The organism is Sorangium sp. So ce296 (genome assembly GCF_051529605.1).
In the GTDB taxonomy this organism is placed as follows: Bacteria; Myxococcota_A; Polyangia; order Polyangiales; family Polyangiaceae; genus Sorangium; species Sorangium cellulosum_D.
Window position 1 is genome coordinate 12,594,537 of record NZ_CP150325.1, and the last position, 24,162, is coordinate 12,618,698.

18 protein-coding genes are annotated in these 24,162 nt (G+C 72.4%); 12 read left to right on the forward strand and 6 right to left on the reverse strand.

Annotated elements, in window-relative coordinates; genetic code table 11:
- The first annotated feature begins 32 nt into the window (after positions 1-32).
- The 6 genes from WME98_RS46395 (at position 33) to WME98_RS46420 (ending at position 9,876) form a co-directional block, all read left to right on the forward strand.
- Positions 33-869, forward strand: a complete 837-nt coding sequence (locus WME98_RS46395; RefSeq protein WP_437948029.1) for a hypothetical protein — start codon at positions 33-35, stop codon at positions 867-869.
- Positions 870-1,255: 386 nt separating this feature from the next.
- Positions 1,256-3,064: a serine/threonine protein kinase gene (locus WME98_RS46400; RefSeq protein WP_437948030.1), complete on the forward strand. Its 1,809-nt coding sequence runs from the start codon at positions 1,256-1,258 to the stop codon at positions 3,062-3,064.
- A 25-nt stretch (positions 3,065-3,089) separates the two neighbouring features.
- On the forward strand, positions 3,090-4,982 hold the full coding sequence (locus tag WME98_RS46405) for a PEGA domain-containing protein (protein WP_437948031.1): 1,893 nt from the start codon (positions 3,090-3,092) through the stop codon (positions 4,980-4,982).
- 437 nt (positions 4,983-5,419) lie between these two features.
- Positions 5,420-7,249, forward strand: a complete 1,830-nt coding sequence (locus WME98_RS46410; RefSeq protein ID WP_437948032.1) for an OmpA family protein — start codon at positions 5,420-5,422, stop codon at positions 7,247-7,249.
- A 258-nt stretch (positions 7,250-7,507) separates the two neighbouring features.
- The gene (locus WME98_RS46415; RefSeq protein WP_437948033.1) at positions 7,508-8,980 is read left to right on the forward strand and encodes a hypothetical protein; all 1,473 of its coding nucleotides are present in this window, start codon (positions 7,508-7,510) and stop codon (positions 8,978-8,980) included.
- A gap of 122 nt (positions 8,981-9,102) precedes the next feature.
- The gene (locus tag WME98_RS46420) at positions 9,103-9,876 is read left to right on the forward strand and encodes a PP2C family protein-serine/threonine phosphatase (RefSeq protein ID WP_437948034.1); all 774 of its coding nucleotides are present in this window, start codon (positions 9,103-9,105) and stop codon (positions 9,874-9,876) included.
- A 42-nt stretch (positions 9,877-9,918) separates the two neighbouring features.
- Here WME98_RS46420 and WME98_RS46425 read toward each other — a convergent pair whose 3' ends face one another.
- Together WME98_RS46425 and WME98_RS46430 are read right to left on the reverse strand one after the other, a co-directional pair.
- Positions 9,919-10,980, reverse strand: a complete 1,062-nt coding sequence (locus tag WME98_RS46425; RefSeq protein WP_437338899.1) for an EfeM/EfeO family lipoprotein — start codon at positions 10,978-10,980, stop codon at positions 9,919-9,921.
- Positions 10,981-11,076: 96 nt separating this feature from the next.
- Positions 11,077-12,309, reverse strand: a complete 1,233-nt coding sequence (locus WME98_RS46430) for a di-heme oxidoredictase family protein (RefSeq protein WP_437948035.1) — start codon at positions 12,307-12,309, stop codon at positions 11,077-11,079.
- Positions 12,310-12,483: 174 nt separating this feature from the next.
- On the opposite strand from WME98_RS46430, the gene WME98_RS46435 reads away from it, so the two are divergent.
- Positions 12,484-13,272: a hypothetical protein gene (locus WME98_RS46435; RefSeq protein WP_437948036.1), complete on the forward strand. Its 789-nt coding sequence runs from the start codon at positions 12,484-12,486 to the stop codon at positions 13,270-13,272.
- A gap of 22 nt (positions 13,273-13,294) precedes the next feature.
- On the opposite strand, the gene WME98_RS46440 is transcribed toward WME98_RS46435, so the two are convergent.
- Positions 13,295-14,824: a PGRS family protein gene (locus tag WME98_RS46440; protein WP_437948037.1), complete on the reverse strand. Its 1,530-nt coding sequence runs from the start codon at positions 14,822-14,824 to the stop codon at positions 13,295-13,297.
- Between the two features lie 275 nt (positions 14,825-15,099).
- Here WME98_RS46440 and WME98_RS46445 point away from each other — a divergent pair, with 275 nt between their 5' ends.
- Complete coding sequence (locus WME98_RS46445; protein ID WP_437948038.1) at positions 15,100-15,585, forward strand: hypothetical protein; 486 nt, start codon at positions 15,100-15,102, stop codon at positions 15,583-15,585.
- A gap of 96 nt (positions 15,586-15,681) precedes the next feature.
- On the opposite strand, the gene WME98_RS46450 is transcribed toward WME98_RS46445, so the two are convergent.
- Positions 15,682-17,541 (reverse strand): acyl-CoA dehydrogenase, encoded by a 1,860-nt coding sequence (locus tag WME98_RS46450; RefSeq protein WP_437948039.1) that lies wholly within the window; start codon positions 17,539-17,541, stop codon positions 15,682-15,684.
- Positions 17,542-17,801: 260 nt separating this feature from the next.
- Here WME98_RS46450 and greB point away from each other — a divergent pair, with 260 nt between their 5' ends.
- Together greB and gloA are read left to right on the forward strand one after the other, a co-directional pair.
- Entirely contained in the window at positions 17,802-18,275 is a 474-nt protein-coding gene (gene greB / locus WME98_RS46455) for a transcription elongation factor GreB (protein ID WP_020736264.1), read from the forward strand.
- A gap of 50 nt (positions 18,276-18,325) precedes the next feature.
- On the forward strand, positions 18,326-18,721 hold the full coding sequence (gloA, locus tag WME98_RS46460; protein ID WP_061628651.1) for a lactoylglutathione lyase: 396 nt from the start codon (positions 18,326-18,328) through the stop codon (positions 18,719-18,721).
- 146 nt (positions 18,722-18,867) lie between these two features.
- Here gloA and WME98_RS46465 read toward each other — a convergent pair whose 3' ends face one another.
- Entirely contained in the window at positions 18,868-19,785 is a 918-nt protein-coding gene (locus tag WME98_RS46465) for a hypothetical protein (protein WP_061628650.1), read from the reverse strand.
- Between the two features lie 336 nt (positions 19,786-20,121).
- Here WME98_RS46465 and WME98_RS46470 point away from each other — a divergent pair, with 336 nt between their 5' ends.
- Positions 20,122-20,430: a YciI family protein gene (locus WME98_RS46470; RefSeq protein ID WP_437948040.1), complete on the forward strand. Its 309-nt coding sequence runs from the start codon at positions 20,122-20,124 to the stop codon at positions 20,428-20,430.
- A 42-nt stretch (positions 20,431-20,472) separates the two neighbouring features.
- Here the strand turns inward: WME98_RS46470 and WME98_RS46475 are convergent, their stop codons facing one another.
- Positions 20,473-22,989 (reverse strand): hypothetical protein, encoded by a 2,517-nt coding sequence (locus WME98_RS46475; RefSeq protein ID WP_437948041.1) that lies wholly within the window; start codon positions 22,987-22,989, stop codon positions 20,473-20,475.
- A gap of 186 nt (positions 22,990-23,175) precedes the next feature.
- Between WME98_RS46475 and WME98_RS46480 the strand changes: the two genes are divergently transcribed.
- Positions 23,176-24,114 carry a hypothetical protein gene (locus WME98_RS46480; RefSeq protein ID WP_437948042.1) on the forward strand — a complete coding sequence of 313 codons (939 nt, stop codon included), beginning with the start codon at positions 23,176-23,178 and terminating at the stop codon, positions 24,112-24,114.
- Positions 24,115-24,162 lie beyond the last annotated feature (48 nt).

Genomic DNA, 24,162 nt, shown 5'->3' on the forward strand with positions numbered 1-24,162 from the left:
GGCCATCACGGGATATTGAGGAGGACGACAACATGCTTTCGATTCATGGCAAGGTGCTGGGACTCGCGGTGGTGATGGCGGCGCTGGGCACGGGGTGCGCCGTCGACTCGGTGAGCGACGTGGAGCTCGACGAGGCCGGTCTCGACGAGGTCGGGCAGGTCGATTCGACCGCTCAGGCGCTCGAGGGGGATGACGAGGCGAGGGGCGGGTTCCAGCAGGCGCCGAGCAAGGCGCCGCTCAAGGGGGGGCTGCAGGGGCCGGCGGATCTCGGCCAGGCGCCGATCGGCGCGCAGGGGCCGGCGGCTCCTGGTCTCCAGGGGCCGATTGGCCAGGTCGGCCAGGCGCCGATTGGCCAGGTCGGCCAGGCGCCGATTGGCCAGGTCGGCCAGGCGCCGATTGGCCAGGGGCCTGTGGGCGTGCCGGGCGTCGGTGGGCCTGGCCTGCCGGGCCTCGGCCTGCCGGGCGTCGGCGTGCCGGGCGTCGGCGTGCCGGGCCTCGGCTTCGGCATGCCGGGCTTCGGCGCCGTGGGCTCGCGCTTCGGCGGCTTCGGCTTCGGCGGCTTCGGCGGCTTCGGCTGCTGCCCCACGATTTTTAACAACAACACCAACGTCAACATCAACACGCTCTTTGACGACTTCCGCTTCCGCGACGACTGCCGCTTCCGCGACGACTTCCGCTTCCGCGACGACTGCCGCTTCCGCGACGACTTCCGCTTCTGCCCGCCGTTCCGCGACGACTTCCGCGACGACTTCCGCTTCCGCGACGACTTCCGCTTCTGCCCGCCGTTCAACCACTGCTGCCCGCCCTTCCACCACTTCTGCCGGCCGCAGCACTGCAGTGGTGGTGGGGGCGGCGACTTCGGCTGGTAGCCGGCGCTCGGACCGAGGCAGCTGCTAAAGCCGCGCCCGCTCGCGCGGCGCGAGCAGAGCCCTCGACCTCGCCCTTGATGGCCGAGCGGCGTCGGGCCCCCTGTCGCTAGCTCTCTTCGCAAATATCCCCGCGGCCGCCTGGGGCCTACCCCCAGGCGGCCAGCGATGCCGGGGACGTGACGGCGGCGGAGGCGGGGGGCGGCCGGCTCCGACCGGACGCGGCGTGGCCGGGTGAGGCCGCGCCCCGCTCCAGGTGCGCGCCCCCCCAGGAGCACGGCGTGTCCCGCGAGACTGTACGCGCATCCGCGACGGGTTGGGCCGCGAGCGCGCGCGCGCTCGCGGACATTGCCCCCCCGTGCGCGATCTCTTAGAGTGGCCGGAACGCTGTGATCGGCACGATCATCGACGGCAAGTATCAGATACGCAAGCTGCTCGGAGAGGGCGCCATGGGCTCGGTCTATGAGGCCGAGCACACGGGGACCGGCCGCCGCTGCGCCGTGAAGGTGATCAGCTCGGCCGATCTCACCCGCGATCCGAAGGTGGTCAGCCGCTTCCAGCGCGAGGCGCGCGCGGCTGGCGCGATCGACACGCAGCACATCACCCAGGTGCTCGACGCCGGCGTCGACCGCGACTCGAAGCTGCCCTTCCTCGCGATGGAGTACCTCGCCGGCGAGGACGTCCACCAGCTGATCAAGCGCGTCGGGCCGCTCGCGCCCGACCTCGCGCTGCGCATCGTCGCGCAGTCGTGCCTCGGGCTCCAGAAGGCGCACGAGGCGAGCGTCGTCCACCGCGACATCAAGCCGCACAACCTGTTCCTCTCGCGGCGCGACGCCGGCGAGATCCTCGTCAAGCTGCTCGATTTCGGCATCGCCAAGGTCAAGATGGACCGGGCGAACGAGACCGAGGGCGCCGACCTCACGCGCACCGGGAACCTCATCGGCTCCCCGCTCTACATGTCGCCCGAGCAGGCGCGCGGGCAAAAGGAGATCGATCACCGCACCGACATCTGGTCGCTCGGCGCCGTGCTCTACCAGGCGCTCACCGGGCGAACGCCGTACCATCACATCACCGCGCTCGGCGAGCTCATCATCGCCATCTGCTCGGATCCCCCGCCGTCGGTGCAGGACTTCGCCCCGTGGGTGCCGCCGGAGGTGGCGGCGATCGTGCACCGCTGCCTGCTGCAGGCGCCCGGGCAGCGCTACCAGAGCGCGCAGGAGATGTTCGGCGCCATCCGGCCGCTGCTCCCCTACGGCTGGGGCATCCACGAGAGCATGCTCGTGCCGCTGCCGGACGCGGTGTGCAGGCAGTCCGCGCCGCGGCTCTCGATGAACGTCAACGCCCCGCCCGCGAACCAGAGCGGTGCGTACGCCGCCGCGTCGCCCGCCAACCAGAGCGGAGGGTACCCGGCGCTCGCGGCCTCGCCCGCGAACCAGAGCGGCGCGTACGCCGCCGCGTCGCCCGCCAACCAGAGCGGAGGGTACCCCGCGGTCCCGCACGAGCACCGCGGAGGAGGGTACCCGTCGTTCGCGCCGCCCCCGAGCCCGGGCGGGCCGCACGGCGCGATCGCGCCCGCCGCCAACCACGCCGGCGCCGCGACCACCGGGGCGCTCACGCAGTCGCATCGCGGCACGCAGCCCGGCGCGTCGCGGGTGCCGGTCGTGGCCGGCGCCGCGCTGCTCGCCGCGGGCATCGCGGCCGGCGTGTACTTCGTCAGCGGCGGGTCGCCAGAGCCCGCCGCGCCGCCGGCGGCGTCGGCGACCCCGGAGGTGCTCCCGACGGCGGCGGCCACCCCGGCGCCGACCCCGGCGCCGCCGCCTGCCGCGACGGAGACGTCGGAGGCCGTCGCGGCCGAGCTGCAGCCCAGGCGGGTTCAGGTGGTCATCCTGCCGCCCGACGCCTCGGTCGAGGTCGAAGGCGCGCGCGCGACCACCAGGAACGGGATCCTCGAGATCACCGGGCCGCTCGGGAGCGAGCACAGGGTGCGCGTGTTCAAGGGGGCGAACGAGGCGGTGACCGACGTGATCGTGACCACCAGCGGCGCGCGGCCGCTCAAGATCGAGCTCGCGCCGACCCCGACGAAGGGCGCCCCGGCGCCTCCGGCGAAGAGCGCCTCCGCCGCGCCAGCGCCGGCGCCGGCCCCGGCGCCGACGACCTACAAGGGGATCATCAACGACACGGAAGAGTTCGGAAAGTAAGCGCAGAAGGACAAGGCTGAGTACGGTGCTCGATCGAATGGATCTGCGTACGCGGCGCGGCGGCTCGTGTCCTCTCTCCCTCGCGCGGCGGCTTCGGCCGGCGCGGCGGCTGCGCGCGCTCTCGGCCGCGCTCGCCGTCGCGGTCGCCGCGGGGCCGGCGCTCGCGCAGCCGGCGCCGGCCGCTGCGGAGGGCACCGCGCCGGCCGGCGGGGAGGGCGCCGCGCCGGCCGGCGGGGAGGGCGCCGCGCCGGCCGGCGGGGAGGGCGCCGCGCCGGCCGAGGAGGCGCCCGTCTCCGAGACGACCCGGCAGGTCGCGCGGCTCCACTTCGAGAAGGGGCTCGCCCTGCTGCGCGAGGAGGCCTGGGGCCCCGCGCTCGCCGAGTTCCTCCTCTCGCGCAAGCTCTACCCGACGCGCGCGGCCACGAACAACGCCGCGATCGCGCTGCGCAGGCTCCAGCGCTACGACGAGGCGCTCGAGATGTTCGAGACCTTCCTGCGCGATTTCACCATGTCGGCCGCCGAGCGCGCGGTCGCGCAGCGCGAGATCGCCGAGCTGCGCGCGCTCGTGGGGACGCTCGACATCACGAACGCCGAGCCCGGGGCGTCGATCGTGGTGAGCGGCGAGGAGCGCGGGCAGTACCCGCCCGTCAAGCCGATCCGCGTCGCCGCGGGCGCGCACGTCGTCCGCGTGTTCAAGGAGGGCTACGAGCCGGTCGAGGTGCGCGTCGACGTCGCCGGGGGCCAGACGGTCACGGTGAACGCGAAGCTCCGCAGGCTGGTCCGCTCCGGCCGGCTGCGCGTCGTGGAGCGGGCCGGCAAGACCGTCGACGTGCTCGTGGACAACGTGGTCGTGGGGCAGACGCCGTGGATCGGCACGCTGTCGGTCGGCGATCACATGGTGGCGCTGCGCGGCGAGGGGAAGCTCGGGACGCAGCCGACGGCGGCGCCCGTGAAGCCGCAGGAGCTCACGACGCTGTCGCTCCTCGCCGAGGACCTCGACGCGTCGCTGCGGGTCGACCCCACGCCGCCCGGCGCGAGCGTCTGGATCAACTCGGTCAACGTGGGCAACGGCGTCTGGCTGGGCCGGCTCAAGGCCGGCGCGCACCGGGTGGAGGTGAAGTCCGACGGGTTCGTCTCCGAGGCGCGCACGGTGACGCTGCAGAAGGGCCAGCGGCAGGGCCTGAGCCTCGCGCTCGAGCGCGACGAGGACGCGGAGATCTGGCGCAAGCCGCCGAAGATCACGCTCGAGGCGAGCGCCTCGTTCCTCGTGGCGCCGACCTTCGGCGGCGACGTCGCGAGCGCCTGCGGCTCGGGGTGCTCGAGCGCGATCGGCCTCGGCGGGCTCGGCACGATCCACGGCGGCTACGAGCTCGGCTCGGGGCTGGGCGTCGGGATCGAGCTCGGCGGTATCGTCGCGGCGCAGCAGCTCGACGAGCGCGCGGCGGAGCTCAGGCCGATCGGCTACCGGGATCCGCTCGGCGGCGCGGCGAGCGACGCGCTCCGCCTCGGCGGCTTCCTGGCCGGCGCGACGTTCGGCTATCACCTCGGCGAGCAGTACCCCGCGCTGCTGCGGCTCGGCGCCGGGGTGCTCGTGGGCGAGGTCCGCGACGAGCGGGCGGGCAGGTTCAGGACGACCCAGGGGGCGTGGTTCAACACGTACCCGGTGGTCGACTTCGCCTCGGCGACGTACTTCTACGTGGATCCGGAGGCGAGGCTCGGCGTGCGGCTCGGGGAGCGCTGGGAGCTCTCGGCCAGCGTGAAGCTGCTCCTCCTGATCGGCCTCAGCAAGCCGTCGTGGGACAGGACCATCGAGCTCGCGGCGTCGACCGACGGCATCGGGACGTACGCGCAAGAGTCGCTCATGGGCGACTTCGTCCTGATGATCGCGCCCGGGGCGAGCCTGCGGTACCAGTTCTGACGCGCCGGCCCGCGGCGCGACGCCGCTCAGATCCGGCCGACGGGGCCCGGTTGGACGCGGCACGATGCGCGGAAGCTTCGATTCCAGTCTACGTGCTACCTGGCACGCGCTACACGCCTACGCGGGTCTCAGCATCCATGGGACCGTCGTGGCCGCGGACGACACCACGGTCGCGCCGAATGGCTCGGCCGCGATAGCAGACGACGGGACGTCCACCTTCACTGGACAGGCGCCAAGAGGCAAGGAATTCAAGGTACACTGGCACATCGATGTCAATGGCGCCGGGACTCGCGAACGGGGTTCGAGCGAGCCGGATCATGTGCGGACGAGCAGCCATGCGGTGAATCCTGCGGGAGCGCGCGGGGGGCACGCGTGACCCGCCGAGGCGCGATGGCATGTTGCCCCCCGCGTCACCCCCCCGCTATCGTGGCCGGCCGATGAGGTCTTCCTCCGTCGCAGCGGTCGCTTCCGCGGCCGTCCTCATGACGCTCGCCAGCGCGTCGAGAGGCCAGTCCACCGGCGGCTTCTCCCTCAACCGGTTCGAGCCGGCGCCCGCCGGGGACGCGTTCTTCGGCGTGCCGTCGCCCGCCGCTCCCGGCCACTTCGCGGCGCGCGCCCACGCGATGCTCGATTACTCCCACCTGCCGATCCGCACGAGCGGCGATGCCGATGTCGCCATCGTCTCCTCGCAGGCGTACCTGCGCCTCGACGCATCGCTCGCGCTGTGGGAGCGCCTGCTGCTCTCGATCGATGCGCCGCTCGCCATCGCGCAAGGGGGCGACGACCCGGGCATCCCCGGCGTGCAGTTCACCGAGCTGACGGCGCCGAAGCTCGCCGACCTCCGCCTCGGCGCGCGGGTCCGCCTGCTCGGCGAGGACGCGGGTCCGGTCCAGCTCGGGCTCGGCGGCTACCTGTTCGCGCCCACGGGCTCACCGTCGCAGTACACCGGCGACGCCGAGGTCCGCGGCGCCTTCCACGCGAGCATCGGCGGGCGCGCCGGCTCGACGCTCGGTTTCCTCTGGAATGCGAGCGGCGGGGTCGAGCTCGGCGGAGGGCAGAACCGCCCTCCGCTGGTCACGTTCGGCGGCGCCGCGGGGCTCCTCCTGGGCGGCGATCTCCTCCAGCTCGGCGCCGAGCTGTACGGCGCAGCGCCGCTCGGCGAGGAGCTCGTGCTGTCGAGCGTGCCGGCCACGCGCGCGGACGCCGGCGTCAACGCCGAGCTGCTCTTCGGCGCCAAGCTGCGGGTCCTCGGCGGCTTGACGTTCGGCGCCGCGCTCGGTCCCGGCCTCCTGAACGCCGTTGGCACGCCGACCGTGCGCGCCGTCGGCGTGCTCGGCTGGGCGCCCCTCCCGAAGCCGGCCTCGGCGCGCGCGCCGAACGTCGCCGCGGCTGGCGACAAGGACGACGACGGCATCGACGACCACATCGACGCCTGCCCCGACGTCAAGGGCGATCCTTCGCCCGATCCCGCGAGGGACGGCTGCCCTCCGGCGGACCGCGACGGCGACGCGGTGCTCGACATCGACGACGCCTGCCCGTCCACCCCTGGCGCGCGCAGCGCCGACGCCACGCGGAACGGCTGCCCGGACGACTCGGACGACGACGGCTTCCACGACGGCATCGACGCTTGCCCCAGCGTGCGCGGCGGGCCGAGCGACGACCCGAAGCAGGTGGGCTGCCCGAGCGACGCGGACGGCGACGGCATCGCCGACGCCTCGGACGCCTGCCCGAAGGTCAAGGGGCCAGCGAGCCAGAACCCGAAGCAGAACGGCTGCCCGGACGATCCGGACGGCGACGGCGTCCGCGGCGCCGCGGACGCCTGCCCGAACGAGCGGGGGCTCTCCGACCCCGATCCACGGCAGAACGGCTGCCCCAAATTCGTCCGCGTGAACGCCGACGAGATCACGACGTCGAAGCCGGTGCAGTTCGTCGTGTACGGCAAGACCCGCGCCCAGACGGTCGATCCCGTCTCCGACGAGATCCTGTACGAGGTGCGCGACGCCATCCAGCAGAACCCGGACATCGAGCTCGTCGAGGTGCAAGGGCACACGGACGACAGCGGGACCGAGGAATACAACCAGCGCTTGTCCCAGGAGCGCGCCGAGGCCGTCCTCTCGTGGCTCGTTGCCGCGGGGGTGCCGCGAGAGAAGCTCGTCGCCAGGGGCTACGGCTTCGAGCAGCCGCTCGGGGACAACCGCGTCAAGACAGGGCGCCAGAAGAACCGCCGCGTCCAGTTCGTGATCATCAAGCGCAAAGGACGGCAGTAGCGAGCGGGCGAGGTCGTCGTGATTGCGACCTCGCCACGCCACAACGCCCGAGACACCACAGCCCCCGACAGCCGCGCCGCGCCTTGCGGCCAGGGCAATCGCCGCCGCGCCGCCACGCCATACGCTATCGCCCGACCCCAGTCGTGACCGTTCCCTGACAGCCGTGGTCAGGCGCGTGTGTCACCTTGAGGGATGCTCCATACGGTGGCAATCTCAGATATCCATCTTTGCGAGCTCGAGCCGGGTGACGGTCTTTGGATGCGCTACCGTCAGGCTCCTTACTCCCCCGACAGCGAGGTCGCGGCGATGCTGGACGCGCTTCGGGACGAGATGAAGCAGGGCACGGCGCGCGGCGCCGGGCGGCATGAGCTCACGCTGGTGCTCAACGGCGACGTGTTCGACCTCGACGCGCCGCGCGTGATCGATCAAAAGAGCGTCTTCCACGACCTGCCGCGCAGCGCCGAGCACGCGGTCCCGGCGATGAAGGCGATCCTCGCGGACCACCCGGTGTTCATCGAGGCGCTGGGCCGCGTCGTCGCGGATGGTCACACCGTCGTGTTCATCTCCGGCAACCACGACGTTCAGCTCACGTTGCCCGAGGTGCGCGACCTGGTCCGGTCCCGCGTGGTCGAGGCGGCGCTCGCCGCGCTGGACGGCGCGCCGCGCCCGGGCTCGAGCTCGCCCGCGCGCGAGGCCGAGCGGGCGCGCGCGGCGCTGGGCGCGCGCGTCGTGTTCCGCGCCTGGTTCCACAAGACGCCGGACGGCATCATCGTGGAGCACGGCAACCAGTACGACGCCTATTGCAGCTACCGCTACCCCATGGTCCCGTTCGGCCGGAAGCCGGGCGAGATCCAGCCGACCATGGGCTCGCTCGTGTGCCGGTTGCTCGTCTCGCGGATGGGGTACTTCAACCCGCACGTGGACTCCTCGTTCATGCTGTCCGCGTTCGGCTACCTCGCGCACTGGGCGCGCTATTACCTGTTCTCTCGCCGCTCGCTCGCGGGGGCGTGGGCGCTCGGCGCGCTGCGCACGGTCGTCGAGCTCGTGCGCCGGCGCGAGCCCGAGCGGCGCGCCCGCCTGCGCGAGTGCCTCGCCGCCGCCGCGCAGGAGACGGGCGCCCCGCTCCGCGCCGTCGCCCGCCACGCCCGCCTGTTCGCGCCGCCGGCCGAGGACCGGCTGGGGCTCGTCGCGCGCGAGCTCTGGCTCGACCGGGCCGCCCTCGGGCTGCTCGCGGTCGTCGTGGCCCTCGTGTGGCTGCTGCTCGCGCCGACCTGGCTCGCGCCGGCGGCGCTCGTCGCGCCGGCGGGGCTCGTCGTCTACGAGCGCCTCGTGCCGAAGCTCCCGCTCGAGGCCACCTGGCAGCGGGTCAGCCGCGCCGCGCGCCAGGTCGCCCGCGCCCACCGCGCCCGGGCGGTCGTCTTCGGCCACACGCACACACCCGAGGGCAGCTGGGAGGGCGGGCTGTTCTTCGGCAACACCGGCTCGTGGTCCGCCGCCTTCGAGGACATCGCCTGCACCAAGCCGGTCTTCGCCGCGCGCCCCCTGGTCTGGCTGCGGTCCGAGCCCGGCGCGGGCAGCTCCGCGCGCCTCTCGGGCGGGCTCGTGACCTGGAAGAACGGCCGCTTCGAGGCCCGCACGGCCAGCGTCCCGCCCCCTGCCGAGCAGCTCCGCGAGCCGCACGGCGCCCCCCCGCCGCTGCGGTCGCCCGCGACCGCGGCGCTGCGCACGTAGCGCGCGTGCGCGAGCGGCCCGGCGCTCCCCGCTCGAATTGAGCCCCTTCCTGACTTGCGCGAGGCGTCCGGTCGCTGGATGCTGCCCGGAGTCGACATGCGTCTCGCCGACGAGGAAGCTCCGTGAACGCCCCGCTCCGCATCGAAGCCGCCGGTGAAAGCCATGTTGGCCGCCAGCGCGAGCACAACGAGGACAGCTTCGCCGTCGATCTGGATCTCGGCCTCTTCGTCGTCGCGGACGGCATCGGCGGCGCCGCCGGGGGGGAGATCGCGTCGCGGATGGCGGTCGACATCGTGCAGGCGTGCTGCAAGGAGGGCGAGGGCGAGATCACGCAGCCCACGGGCTACGACGAGACCGCGGGCCCCTTGGAGCTGCGCCTGGTCTCGTCCATCTGGCGCGCCAACGAGCGCATCTTCGAGGTGGGGCAGCGCGACCCCCGCTTCTACGGGATGGGGACGACGTTTGCGGGCGTGTACGCCGACGCGACCTCGGCGTGCATCGCGCACGTGGGCGACAGCCGGGTCTACCGGTACCGCGAGCACCGGCTGGAGCGGCTCACGGAGGACCACTCGCTCTGGAACGAGCACCTGCACAGCGGCGAGCAGCTGCCCGACGACGTGGATCCGCTGCTCGCCCGCAACGTCGTGACGCGCGCGCTCGGGATGGGGAAGACGGTCGACGTCGCCACGCGCATCGAGCGCCCCGAGGCCGGCGATGTTCTGCTCATCTGCTCGGACGGCCTCTCCGGCCCGGTCCCCGAGCCGGAGATCGCCGAGCTGCTCGCGCAGGGCGCCGATCTCGCCACGACGGCCCGCTCGCTCATCGACCGCGCCAACCAGCACGGCGGCCCCGACAACGTGACGTGCGTCCTCATCCGCTGGACCCCCGCCGCCTGACGCCCCTGGCCGCCCGCCCGCTCCCCCCCAACGGATCTTCGCCTAAGGCAGGGAGGGGATGCCGAGGAGGTCTGCGGATCTCGTCATATCGTAAGCGAGCGTGCCCGGCGTCGCGTCGTCGCTCTCGCGCTCGACGAGCGAGAACAGCTTGCCGAACGGGGTCGCGAGCTGCTCCTCGGTCGGCGCTTCCTCGCTCCACTCGTCCGGCAGCGGCGGCAGCGCGTCGCCCTCGATCGCGTCGTACGCGCTCGACAGCCGGTCGAAGCCGGCGAGCACCGCCTGGTCGACCTCCGCGCCCTCGGCCCCCTTGGTGAGCAGCCACGGCTGGAAGGCGGCGTAGGTCTGCTCGCCGGCCGCGACGTTCGCGCGCATGTCGGCGAGGGTGTACTGCGCATAGCGCGACTCCTCCTCGCCGGTCGCCGCCTTGCTCGTCTTCTCGACCTGCTCCAGGATCGAGCTGATCACCCCGCGGTACGCGGACGGCGCGTCGAGCGCGAGGCCCTCGAAATCGGCCTTCATCTTCTCCGCGTCGGCCTTGAGCCGCTCGCAGAGCTCGCCCTTGAACGCGGCCGCCTCGGCCTCGGTGGCCGGGAAGGCCGCGGCCTTGTAGTTCGTGAGCGCCGACTCGAAGGCGAGGACGGGCTCCGGGATCTCGTCCGCCCAGAGGATGCGCTCGACGGCGTGCACGCCGGTCACCCCCTCGTCGTCGAAGAGGTCGTCGTCGGCGGCGACCTCGATGAACGCGTCGTAGCGGGCGTCCGTCGAGTAATCGAGGTCCGGAAAGACGACCGCGATGGCCCCCTCGACGCGCTCGTAGGACTGCCGCGCCTCCTTCCACGCGGCCTTCATCGCGTCGACGGCCGCCTTGTCGCTCGACGCGCTCCACCCGTCCTCGTCCGGCTCGGGCGCGGCCGCCTGGAGCGCGGCCGTGGCGGCGGCGAACTCGTCGAGGTTGTCCTGGATGAAGGCCTTCACCTCGAGCACTGCCCGTCGCTCGTAATCCGCGTCGGTGTACAGCGTCTCGTTGTCGCTCCCGCACGCGGGGAGCGAGAGGGCGGCGGCGGCGATGGCCAGACCGGACCGCAGGCAGGCGGGGATGTGCATGGATCTTTCGAGCTCCTTGGTCGCGGCTCGCCCGGAGCGAGCGCGGGATATCGGTTGGCGCGAGCGCGCGCGCCGGCGAACGTCGGCGAACGTCGATCAGAGCGAGCGCACGAAGTCGATGAGGGCCTCGCGATCCTCCCGGGAGAGCGCGCGGAAGGCGGCGACCGAGTCGGCCGCCTCCGACGCCGGGCCGTCGTGGAGCAGGATGGCCTGCTCGATGGTCCTGGCGCGGCCGTCGTGGAGGTACGAGGTGCTGTGGCGCATGCCGATGAGCGGCGCCGTCCGCCAGGAGACGGAGCTCGCCGACTCGTCGGCCAGCCCGTCGGCGAGATCGGGGCCGAGATCGTGCAGGAGGAAATCGGTGTACACGGGCGCGTCGATGTCCGCGAGCTGCGCGATCGGGTAGTCGGCGCGCGTCCGCAGCGAGGGGACGTGGCAAGCGGCGCAGTCGACCTCGGCGAACAGCGCCTGACCGCGCTCGTCGGCGGGCGCGCGCCTCGGGATCTCCAGCAAGCGCATGTAGTCGGCGACGGCGTTCACCGTGTCGAGGACCACGTCCTCGCCCGGCTTGGCGTCGTCCGTGAGCCCGTCCGGGTTCGGCAGCTCGTCGGGGCGGAGCGGCGAGGTGATGCCCATGTCGCCCTGGTAGGCGTCGGCCGTGAAGTCATCGAGCGTCGCGACCCGCGCCTTGAACCCGAAGCGGCCGATGAGGTTCTCGTCGCCCTCGGCGAAGGCGTGGAACGACTCGTCCGCGTTCTTCTTCGAGTGGAACACCACCCGGTTGATGCGCCCGCGGATGGCGTCGCCGCGCGCGGCCTGCTCGGCCGCGACCCGCTCGATCTCGGCGTCGTCGACCGCCTCCATGTACCCGCGACCGAACACCGGCGGGCCGAGGCGCTGCGAGAGCTTGATCGTCCCCTCGAGCTCGGGCCGCGCGAGCGTCGTCGCCCCGGCGACCCCGTAGGGCCGCATCGTGTGCCCGTAGGGGAGCGCCGCCTGATCCACCGCCGGCGTCACGCCGTCGGCCTCGACGAGCACCATCTTCTGGACGGCGCCCGGGCCGCGCGCGGCCCCCTCGTGGCACCCCGCGCAGGAGGAGCGGATGTACAGCGGCCCGAGCCCGTCGCGCTCGCGAAACACGAAATCGAAGAGCGCGTCGCCCTCCTTGAACCGGGCCACCTGCTCCGCGGAGGCGCCGTGCAGCGGGATGTCGCTGAGATCATCGCCGATCAGCTGCAGGCCGAGCAGCGGGTCGGCGGGCGCAGGCTCTCCGCCGCAGCCGACGAGGAAGAGCACAGGAAGCGCGAGAACTGAGGCAAATCGCGACATGTTGTCGACGCGTAGCGTAAGGGTAATTGAAAGTCGATGTCAACAACCCGGAACGCCGCGCTGACCGCTGCAGATCTCGCACGGACGGTCCGCGTTACCGCGCGAAGCGCGGCGGAGGTCCAGGCGTTACACTGCGGGGCCGGCGCGGACGGGGCCCACGCTGGAGGACGGCGGATGACGCAGCGAGATGACGAGCGGCGCGCGGCCTCGATGGCCCTCAGGGACGGGCTGCGGGAGCTCGCGTGGCTCGACGATCGCCGCGCGGCCCACCTGGCGCTCAACGCCGGCTGGCTCCGGTACATGGGCCCTGGCTACGGCAACGACGTCTGCTCGATGTGCGGCGCGCTCCTCGAGCGGGGCACGGCGTACATGCACTGCGCGCCCTGCCTGGCGACGCGCGGGATCGACGAGCAGGCGCTGCTCTGCGCCTGCGCGGACGCGATGGCCGGGGACTGGCCGTTCCAGGACCGTCGGCCCGACGGCAGGCGCTGGGCGCACGCGCTGATCGCGTTCTGGCGGAACCACGTCGATCCGATGGAGTCGAGGGCGGTCCCGTACCGGAACAACACGCTCGAGTCCGCCTTCAACTACATGAAGCGGCGGCTCGCCGAGGCGGGGGTCGCGGAGATCTGGACGTTGCCTGAAGAGAGCCAGCGCGGGCTCGATCCTGCGATGGTCGTGCGCGCCCGGGGCGGCGCGGTGGCGATCGGCGTCGCCACGCAGCGCCGCATCGCGACGGCCGAGGACGGGGCGCCCGGCGGGCACGTCGCGCTGTTCGACGAGTTCCTCCGCCTCGCGGGCGAGCGGGAGGGGTTCCTGGTGGTCGAGAAGCTGAGCCGGCGCGCGCGGCGCGACGCGCCCGTCCGGGAGAGCGGGGTGACGACCGCCGAGGGACGGCGCGTGACGCAGCTCCGCTGCATGCAGGAGGACCGGAGCTGGCCCGCGCCCCCGGCGCCGGCGTAGGCGCTCTCCGGCGGCCGGCGCGCTACTGCCGGAAGGACTGCTCGATGTCGTAGATCTCGGCCGCGACGCCGTCCTGCCCGTTGTACCGCGCCGAGCCCCCGCGCCCGCCGAGCCCGGCCTCGCCGAGCTCGATGGTCGTGTTCGAGAGGGAAGGCGCCCTGACCGCGTAGGCGACGGCGATCGAGTGCCCGCCGAGCCCACCGCCGCCGTGGCCGCCCCGGCCGCCTCGCCCGCCCGGGCCGCCGCTGCAGGCGGCGTTCAGCCCCGTGGCCTCGCCCAGGATACCGCCGGGCCCGCCCTGACCGCCCTCGCCGCCCTCCTGGCCCCTGCCGCCGTCTCCGCCGTCGCCCCCGCGCCCGGTCCTCAGCACCACGTCGTCGAAGAGGACCGTCGCGCTCCCCGCGAACACGGCGATGCTCGCCCCGCCCGCGCCCCCGCCGTTGCCGCCGAGCCCGCCGCAGCCGCCTGCGCCCCCGGAGCCGCCCGCGGCGCCTCCCGCCGTGCTCTCGAACGGGCACATCAGCGCGCCCGCGCCGCCCTTGGCGCCGCCGCCGCCCCCGCCGCCCTGACCCGGCTTGCCCGGCGTGCCGTTGCCGGCGAGCGGACCGGTGTACCCGTCCAGGATCACGTCGCCGAAGCCGGCCGCCCCCGCGCCCGGACGCCCATCTGCGCCGTCCGCGCCCGCCACGCCCGGCGTGCAGGCCCTGCTGCTGGACTCGCCACGCCCGCCGTTCTCCGCGCTGGTCTCCGCGCCGCGCGGGTCCCCGTCGCCGCCATCGGAGCCCGACGAGATCGAGCCGACGCCCCCGCTGCCGCTGCGCGAGTCGTCCTCGCTGTCGTCCGGCGTACCGCAGGTGTTGAACACCGGGGCCCCGCCGAGGACCGAAGCGGACGTGCACGCGGCGTTGCCGAAGTTGCCGGACTGCCCCGCCTCGGCGGGGTCGCTCGCGAACGACTCGCCCTCTTTGCCCGGCGCCCCGTCGCCCGCCTCGAGGATGCACCGCGTGAAGGCGACCGGGATCCCCGAGGTGTTCGCGGCGATCGAGGAGCGGCCAGCCAGCTCGGTGTGGGTCGGCAGGATCGAGCGCGCGATGACGTGGAGGTCCTCGACGAGCACCGTCGCGGCGCCGCTGCCGCCATGGAACTTGAGCGGTGTCTCGCCTTCAGGCGCGGTGAGCGTCGTCTTCTTCTTGTCGCCTATCCACCGCCAGTCGTCGCGGCAATCGAGCCCACCGAAGATCCTGTGTCCCGCGGGCACGAGCACCGCCTCGTCGAACTCCTCGGCGCAGACGTAGATGCGCTTTCCCTTGCTAAAGGCGAGCTCGATCGCCTTCGAGAGCGTCTTCAGCGGCGCCCCCGAGGTCCCCGCGTTGCCGTCGTGCCCGGTGCGGGAGACCCACAGGCCGCACGACGATGCGATCTTCCCCTTGGCCTTGCTCGGAGTGCAGTCGTCGTCCGACGGCCCATCATCGATGGGTATCTGGATGGAATCACCCCCGCCGAGGCTGCAACCGCTGGCCGTCGCCGCGGCAGCCGAAATGAATCCCAGCAATACGAGTGCATCAGCTTTGAATTGAATCCCCATACTATTCTTATTCCGGCCACCCCGGGGCGTTTACCAAGCAAAGCGACCTGGCGCCTCCCGCGCGGCGCGCTCTCCACGGATGTTCTCGTCGCGTCCGCCGTCGCCGCGGGGTGTCAGCGCCGCGCGCGACGGGGGCTTAGAGCGCGACGTCCCCCGCCGGAAGGAGGTGTATCTGCCGAGCTGCCATCGCGGTCGCCCATCGCGCTTGCCCATCGCGGTGGTTTCCGTGCGAACATCGGCCCATGAGCGCGAACCTGAAGGACCTCGTGCGCGAGCTGCTCGACGCCGGCGGCGGGGAGCCGCTCGAAGGCGGTCGCTTCCTGCCGCTCGTCACGCTCGAGTCGGGCGCGCGGGTGGGGCTCGACGGCGCGGGCGGCTGGGTCTTCGCGCCCGAGGACGGCGGGGCGGCTCAGGCGTTCGCGCCCGAGCGCGGGCGCGTCTTCTTCGAGGTGCTGGAGTCGCGGCGGGACGACTTCGACGCGAGCATCGAGGCGGCGGCGAAGGCCGCGGGCTTGCCCCCCGAGGAGGTGGCCTTCTCGTTCCCCGCGGTCGACGTCGTCCGGGCGGTGCTCGCGCGGGGCCTGCCGAGCATGACGCGGCTCGCGCTCGCGTGGCTCCGGCTCACGGAGGCGCGGGCGCTCCGCGCCGACATCGTGGCCGTGTCGCGCGACCCGACCATGCCGGTGCCCATCCGGGACCTGGCGGAGCGCCTCACGGTCCCGGAATGAGCCCGCGCCGCGCGGCCGAGCCCCCGCCCCGAGGCGAGCCCGGCGCGGGGGAGGGCGGTCGGACGGCGGCGAACGACCCGAGCGGGACGCGCGAGATCAGAGGGTCGCGAACGACTCGATGGGGATGTCCAGGGCGGACGAGTCCTCGCGGCCGAGGAGCTCGGCGGAGAACTTCGCGTGCGGGAGCACGTTGGACGCGAAGTAGAGGGCCGCGTGCTTCTTGCCCTCGTAGAAGGCGCGGTCCTTCGCGCCGGCGTCGCCCTGCGGCAAGGTCTCCAGCGCCTTGAGCGCGATGACCGCGCCGTCGAGCAGGAGCCAGCCGATCGCCAGCTCGCTCATCATCTCGAGGAAGCGGTTCGCCGCGAGCGGCACCATCGGCATCTTGCCCATCTGGAACCACGAGAGCAGCCGCATCGCGGTGCCGGCGACGGCCTCGTGCGCCTCGCGGAGCTCCTTGACGCTCGCGGCGAGGACGGGGTGCTTCTCGTGCGCCTTCACGAACTCGGCCACGTCGTTCAGGAAGGCCTGCAGGTTGGCCCCGCCGGCCTGGCCGAGCTTGCGCCCGACGAGGTCCATCGCCTGGATGTGGTTCGTGCCCTCGTAGATCGAGAAGACCTTCGCGTCGCGGCAGTACTGCTCGACCGGGTAGTCCTTCGTGTACCCGGCGCCGCCGAAGGTCTGGATCGCCGTCTCGCAGACGCGGAACGCCTGATCGGACGAGTAGGCCTTCACGAGCGGCACGAGCAGATCGACCTGGCCCTGGTTGTACGCGGCCGCGCGGTCGTCCTTGCCCTGGTAGACGGCGACCGCGTCCTGGTGGCGCGCGAGCTTGATGATCAGCGCGCGGATGCCCTCCACGCGGCTCTTCATGTCGAGCAGCATCCGCCGCACGTCCGGGTGGTCGACGATCGGCACGCGCGGCGCGGTCGCGTCCTTCCACTGGAGGATCGACGAGCCCTGCTTGCGGTCCTTCGCGTACTCGAGCGCGTTCAGGTACGCGGACGACGCGACCGACACGCCCTGCAGGCCGACCGAGATGCGCGCGCCGTTCATCATCCGGAACATCTGCGGCATGCCCTGGTGCTCGACGGTGCCGACGAGCTCCCCGAGGCAGGCGTCGTTCTCGCCGAAGTTGAGCACGCACGTCGACGAGCCGTTGATGCCCATCTTGTGCTCGATGTTGCCGACGAGGACGTCGTTCGGCTCGCCGAGCGAGCCGTCGTCGTTCACCCGGAACTTCGGCACGACGAACAGGCTGAGCCCCTTCGTCCCGGGCGGAGCGCCCTCGACGCGGGCGAGCACGAGGTGCACGACGTTCTCGGTGAGGTCCTGGTCGCCGCCGGAGATGAAGATCTTGGTGCCGCGGATGAGGTACTTGCCGTCCTTCTGCTTCACCGCGGTCGTCCGCGACGAGCCGACGTCCGAGCCGGCCTGGGGCTCGGTCAGGCACATCGTCCCGCTCCACTGCCCGCCGAACATCCGCTTCAGGTAGATGTCGCGCTGCCGCGGCGTCCCGAAGTGCTCGATCAGCTCCGCCGCCCCGTAGGTCAGCCCGGGGTACATGTTGAGCGCCGCGTTGGCGCCGCAGAGGAACTCCTCGACCACCGTGTAGAGCGTGAACGGGCCGCCCTGGCCGTCGTAGGCGGGCGAGACGGAGACCGACTTCCACCCGGCCTCGTACAGCTTGTCCCAGGCCTCCTTGAACCCCGGCGGGGTCTTGACCTGCCCCGCCTCGATGCGACAGCCGACCCGATCGCCGACCGTGTTCAGCGGGCCGAAGACCTCGCACGCGAACTTGTACACCTCGTCGACGACCATCGAGACCTCGTCGCGCCCCCACGCGTCGTACGGCGCGTTGCCGAGCAGCTCGTCTAGGCGGAATTGCTCGAACAGGAGGAAGCGGATCTCGCGGAGGTCAGCCTTGTAGCGGTTCTGGAAGGTTTGGGCGTTCGACATGGGAGACCTCCTCGTTGCCGCGGCTTCCGGCGCTGGCAGCCGGTACCCTTCCCGGTCTACCGCGCAGCCGCGGCATAGTTCTTCATTCGCCTAGCATGCCGCCGCGTCGCGTCAACATGCGTCCGTGACAGGGGGGCCATCTTGCGGAAATCAGACGCGATCCGGGGGTCTGCCGGGGGTGTCGTGGGGCGGGTCCGCGGCGGGCGCCAGGGCGGTGGATCCGGCGGGCGGCGCGGCGTAGGCTCCGTCGCGATCGAACCATGTCCGACCCGGCTTACATCACGCCCGGCGGGGCGAAGAAGCTGTCCGAGGAGCTCGCGCGCCTCCGTTCCGTGGAGCGGCCGCGCATCGTCCAGGAGGTCGCCGACGCGGCGGCGCAGGGCGACCGCTCCGAGAACGCCGAGTACATCTACGGCAAGAAGAAGCTGCGCGAGATCGACCGGCGGATGCACTACCTGACCAAGCGGCTGGAGAAGGCCGTGGTGGTCGACCCGTCGGAGCAGCGCGGCGACAAGGTCTTCTTCGGCGCGACGGTCGAGATCGAGGACGAGGACGGCGCGCGCCACACCTACCAGATCGTGGGCGAGGACGAGATCGACAGCGGGGCCGGGCGCATCAGCTGGCGCTCGCCGGTCGGCCGCTCGCTCCTCGGCAAGCGCGCGGGCGACGTGATCACCGTGCGCCGCCCGGCGGGCGAGGCGGAGATGGAGATCATCTCGGTGCGGTACGGCTGAGCGCCGCAGCGGCGCGGCCTGAGGAAGAGGAAAAGGAGCAGGAGTTCGGCATGAGGATCTTGCACACGATGCTGCGGGTCGGCGATCTCGAGCGCTCGATCGGCTTCTACAGGGACGTGCTCGGGATGCAGCTCCTGTCGCGGAAGGACTACCCGGAGGGCAAGTTCACGCTGTGCTTCCTCGGGTACGGGAGGAACCCGGAGCACGCGGAGATCGAGCTCACGCACAACTGGGGCGTGGAGAAGTACGAGCTCGGCACGGCGTACGGGCACGTCGCGCTCGGGGTGGACGACATCTACGCGGCCTGCGACCGCATCCGCGCGGCGGGCGGGAAGATCACGCGCGAGCCGGGCCCGATGAAGCACGGCAAGACGGTGATCGCGTTCGTCGAGGATCCGGACGGCTACAAGGTCGAGCTCATCGAGGAGTCGAGCCGCAACCAGTAGCCCGACGATCGAGGCCGGCAGGCGGAGGTCGGGGCGAGGTCGAGGAGAGAGCGCGCGACCGGAGAGGCGCGGATCGGGGCGGAGGCTCGAGGGCCTCCGCGGCGTCCGCGCCTCGTCGCGTGGATCTCCTCGCGAGGCGCCGAGGTTCAGGCGCTCGCGACCGGCGCTGCGTCGTTCGCCGGCTCGGGGGCGGGCAGCGCGCCGCCGTCCGCGGCGGCCGCGTCGTCGGCCGACGCCTTCGACGGCGCCTCGGCGGCCGCGCCGCTCGCGGCCGCGGCGGCCTTCTCGGCGTTCCGCGGGCGGCCGCGCGGCTTCTGCAGGAGCGACGGGGCCAGGTCGCCGTCGCCGCCCTCGTGCCAGCGCAGGTAGGCGACGGCGCGGCGGCACTCCTCGTAGGCCTTGGCGACCAGCGAGATCGCGCGGGCGCGGCGATCGCTCGCGTCGGTGATCTTCGGCGCCGCGGACGAGCCCTTGCCGGGCTTCGCGGCGAGCGCGGCGAGGAGGCGCACGCCGAGATCCGCGGCGCGCTCGAGCTCCTCGTCCTCGACCGCCGTCTTCGCGCGGACCTTGTCCCAGGAGCCGCGGAACAGCTCGGCGAGGGCGATGAGATCGCTCGCGAGATCGGTGTGGCCCTTGCCCTTGCGGATGTCGGCGACGCGCTGCTTGTCGAGCAGGTTCCTGTAGGCGAGCGCCTCGGCGGCGACGAGGAGCCCCTCGCGCAGCGTGCCGGCGTCGTCGGTGAGCTTCTTCGCGTCGAGCTCGCTCGCGGGCGTGCTGTAGAGCAGGTCGGCGTACCACGCCGCGAGGGCGTAGTCCTCGAGCTCGTCCAGCATCTCGATCGGGTGGTTCGGGAGATCGCGGACGATCTCGTCGCGGAGCTCGCGCAGGTGGGGCAGGGCGGAGAGCACGGAGCTCACGGCCCTGGGGACCTCGACGTAGACGGTCACGAGGTCCTCGGGGCCGAGCTCAAGGAGCTTCGGCTCAACGCGGCCGTACGCCGCGAGCGCGGCGGCAGGCGAGGACGGGAGAACGGGAGCAGGTGCTGCTTTCGGGGGTCGCGCCATACAGATGTCTCCAGCGGAGGGCGCGCACACTGCCAGACGGAAGCGCGAAGGGAAAGGGGGGCGTGCGACGACGCGACGTCCATCGTGCCCTCGCATGCCCTCGCCGCCGCGCTTCCGCATGGCGGGCCGCCAAGTCAAGCCTGGAGATCGCGAGGGCAGCACATTCCGGCGATGCGATGGGTTTTCTCGCGATCCGTCGCGGCGGCCCGCCGGCGCGCGCCCCCTTCGGACGCGCCCCGCGCGGGCGCGCGAGCTCCGGCGGACGGCGGCCTGTCCAGAACAGGCTCGGCAGGGCGCTGCGCTCTGGTAGATTGCCGCCCGAGGAATCGAGACATCATGTACGCGATTGCGATCATCCGTTACCGGCGCCCGCTCGACGAGGTGCTGAAGGTCGTCGACGACCACCGCGCTTATCTCAAGAGGCTCATCGATCGAGGGCTGGTGCTCGCGTCAGGGCCGCTCGATCCGCGCTACGGCGGAGCGATCCTGCTCCGGGTGCCGGACGACGCGGCCGGGGCGACGCTGGATCAGATCCGGGACGGCGATCCCTTCACGCAGAAGGGGATTGCGCAGTACGAGCTCCTGCCGTGGGCGCCGGTGTTCGGGAAAGAGGAGCTCGATCGGGTCTTCGCCCCGAAGGCCTGAGGCGAGGGCAGCGTCGCGCCGTGGCGCGCCGCGGCCCGCGCGCTACGGGGCGCCGAACGCCAGCACGCCCGCGTCGTCGGTCGTGTGGGCGCTGCCCGGCGTGACGCGGACCACGAGCTCCGCCCCTTGCGGCACGACGGCCACGTCGTAGCCGGCCCTCGGCGAGAGGCCGGTGATCACGTGCTTGCGCGTCGCGGCGGGCACCCGATAGGACACCGGCCCCGGGGTCGCTTGCAGGTCCGAGCGGAAGAGGACGGCCCGGCCGGCCACCAGGGCGCCCTCGACGCCGGAGCCCTGGGCGCCCTCGATCCGCACGGCCGCGTCCATCGTCGCGCCCGCGTCCGCGCCTTGCAGCACGTGGAGGAAGCGGACGTCCGCGGGGCCGGCCGGGTCCTCCACGACGAGGCGGTGGGTCGTCGGCTCCATCTCCGCCGCGTCGTCGACGTCCTCGACCGGCACGGCCGTCATGCGGGCGCTGCGGGGCAGGAGGCTCTGGACGAACAGCGCCTGCCCCCTCGGGGTCACGGCGGTGGCCGTCCGGCCCGAGATCTGCGGCGCCGCGGTGGTCATCAGGTTGAACCGCTTGAACCGGCCGGCGGTGCGCGAGGCCGCGCGGTCGTAGACCACCACGTGATCGGGCTCCAGCCAGACGATCGACCGGCTCGCGTGGACGATGTCGCTGGCGGCGTCCGACGGGACCCAGGCGTTCGGGCGGGTGTTGTAGAGGTCCGTCGCGACGCCCTCGGCGAACACGTAGCCTGCGCCCCGGCTCATGCGCGCGATCGGGTCGCCGGCGGCGCGCCCCTCGCGCCACTGGCCGCCTCGCGGGGCGAGCTCCTTCTCGAACCAGCGCAGCCGCGACGGCTGGTCGTTCTGCAGAGAGAGGGTGTTGTGGTAGTCGGCCGTGGACCCGATGAGGTTGCTGGAGTAACTCGTGTGCTCCTTGGTCAACCACTCTCCCTTCCGGTAGAGCTCGATCTGATTGCAGTCGCCGAGCTGGTGGTTGATGGTGACCCAGCCGCACCGCCACGTGAACCACGTCGCGCTCTGGGTCCAGTCCGAGCGCGCGAGCACGGCGCCGCGGCCCGGCGCCCGCTCGAAGAAGACGGTGGGCATCGCCGGGCGAGGATCCGGCGGGAGCGGCGCTGCCGGGTCGAAGAGCAAGAAGCTCAGGATGGCCCGGGTCGGGACCGGCGAGCCCCAGACCTTGGACGTGCGCGCGTAGAGCGCGGGCGCGCCGCCCTCGAACGCGTTGGCCACGATCCAGCGCGATTTCTGCAAGCGCGCCGTGTTGCCGGTGAGGAGGTCGTAGACGCCCAGCGAGCCGAACACCTCGGCGAAGCGCGGCTCGACCCGGACCCGCAAGGTGTCGCCGTAGTTCGCCGCCTCGTACACCGGCCCGAGGTCGGGCATCGACGGGTACGTGACCGGGCCCGGCGACATCGAGTGCAGGAACCCGTCCGAGAACCGGTCCCAGTACCCGCTGCGCAAGAGGCCGATCTGCGGGCCTGACAGGGCGCGGGCGTCGTAGCCGGCCGTGTGGAGCGCGAGGAGCGCCTGGTGGAGGCTCGCCAGCCCGCCGCCGTAGAGGAAGCCCTCCACGGGCAGGCCGCCGCTGGCCACGCCGAGGCCGTCGGGCGAGACGCCGAGGTGCTTGGCGGCGATCTCGGGCGCCTCGAAGATGGCGAAGGCCTGATAGAGCCAGGCGCCGGTGGCGTCCGCGCGGTAGCTGCGCAGCGTGTTGCCGAGCGCCTCCGGCGGGGTGTTCGGATCGAGCGGGCGGTCGTCCGCCTCGTCCATCGCGAGCGACATCAGCGTGACCTGGCGCAGGTGGCCGAGATAGAAGTTGTTCGCCGCCCACCGGAGCTGGAGCGGATCGCGGAGCAGCGCCGGATCGTTCATGACGCCGATCGGGTGGGGGTGCTCGTTGCCCGCCGTGGCGGCGTGAAGGTTGTCGTCAGCCCACCTGAGAAAAACCTGCCGTATTTTGGCCTTGTCCCCGGCGGAGAGCACGGGGCGGCCGCCCGCGTCGGTCGCGCCGTAGATCCAGTCCACCGTCAGCGGGAACCCATCGCCCCACCAGCGCGAGCGGTCGCCGGTCGCGAACTTCGGGTCGCGGAAGGGCTTGCCGTCGGCGCTCCCCTTGCTCGCCTCCTCGATGGCGTACATCAGCAGGTTGCGCGCCCTGACGGCGTGGACCGGGCGGGCCGCGACGTCCGGATCGATGAGCGACATGAAGGCGAAGAACTCGGCATACGCCTCGGTCGGATACTGCACGTAGGCGTTGGTGCCGCCGTCCGGCCACGCGGGGTTCGGCAGGCCATTCGGGTAGAAACGGCCGTCGTACGCCGCGATGGCGCCCTGGAGCGCGGGCAGCATGGCCTCCTTGTACATGCGGTTGCGGCTGTCGGCCGCCCACCCGCGCAGCCTGGGGAGGTGGTCTTTCGTGAGCCAGAGTCGCGGGTGCCCTGCGGTGGGCGCCGCGTCGGCGCGCGCCGCCGCGCCGACAAGGCCCAGAGAGAGCGCCGCGGCGGTGAGGATGTGGTGAATCGGTCGCATGGGATCCTCAATGTTGCTCGGCGCGAACAGCCGCGCCGGCCAGCGTCGATCGACGCCGAGCAGCACGCGTCATGCCGGGTACAAGCGTGCGCGCCCCGCGTCACCCCGAAAGCGCCGAGCGTTCCTGCCGAACGGCCGCCCGGCGCCAGGCGCCGAAGCTCGCACCCGCGAAACATTCAAGAAACATTGTCGAAACATCGCGCCCGGCGCAACCGGCGCGACCAACGCGACCAACGCGACCAACACGACCAACACGGCCAACGCGACCAGCATCCCGCTCGATCCGCGCCGCTGTCGAAAGCTGGTGCTCGAGCCCGGGACGACGCGCAGGACGACGCGCAGGACGACGCGCAGGACGACGCGCAGGACGACGCGCAGGACGACCAACGAGGCCGCCGCGCTGCCCGTCTCCGGGCGGCTGGCCCGGTTCAGAAAGGAGGAGGTGACGCGAATCTGTCGCACATTGGCGCGGATCTGCCGCTACACTACGAGAAGATGGGAGCCCTCCGCAGTATGCTCGCACCAGACTTCTCCCCGTTCCTCGGCGATCCACGGATCGTCGGCGAGGGCAATCTCGTGAAAGGCACCCTGATCGGCTCGCGCGCCCAGACGCTGCGGCAGAGCTATGGCGAGCGGTTCGTGGCGGATCTCGGCCGCCATCTGTCGCCGCAGGCGGCCCGCTATCTCAGCGATCCGCCGATCCCGTCGACCTGGAACGAAATGGCGCCGCTCATCGAGATCGACTGCGCGCTCATCCACGGCGTCTTCGCCGGCAGGATGGAGAAGATGCGCCACTTCGGCGCGGACGTCGCCCGGAGCGATCTGACGACGATCTACAAGACGATGGCGCTGGGGAGCTCGCCGTCGATGCTCTTCAAGCGCTTCGGCCTCGTGTACAGGACTTACTTCAAATACGGCGACTTCAGCGTGCGGGTCGTCAGCGAGGTCGCGGGGAGGGTCACGCTCTCGGGCGGCGGCTTGCCGCTCTACCTGTGCAGTCAGGGCATCTCCGGCTGGATCGAGGCGGGCCTGGCGCTCGCGGGCAGCCGGCGCATCGCGGTCGAGCACACGACCTGCAGGCACCGCGGGGCGCCGCAGTGTACCTGGTCGATCTCGTGGGGGTGAGCGGCGAGGGGAGGGGGCTGCGCGGTCACGCCCGGGCCCGGCGCCGCG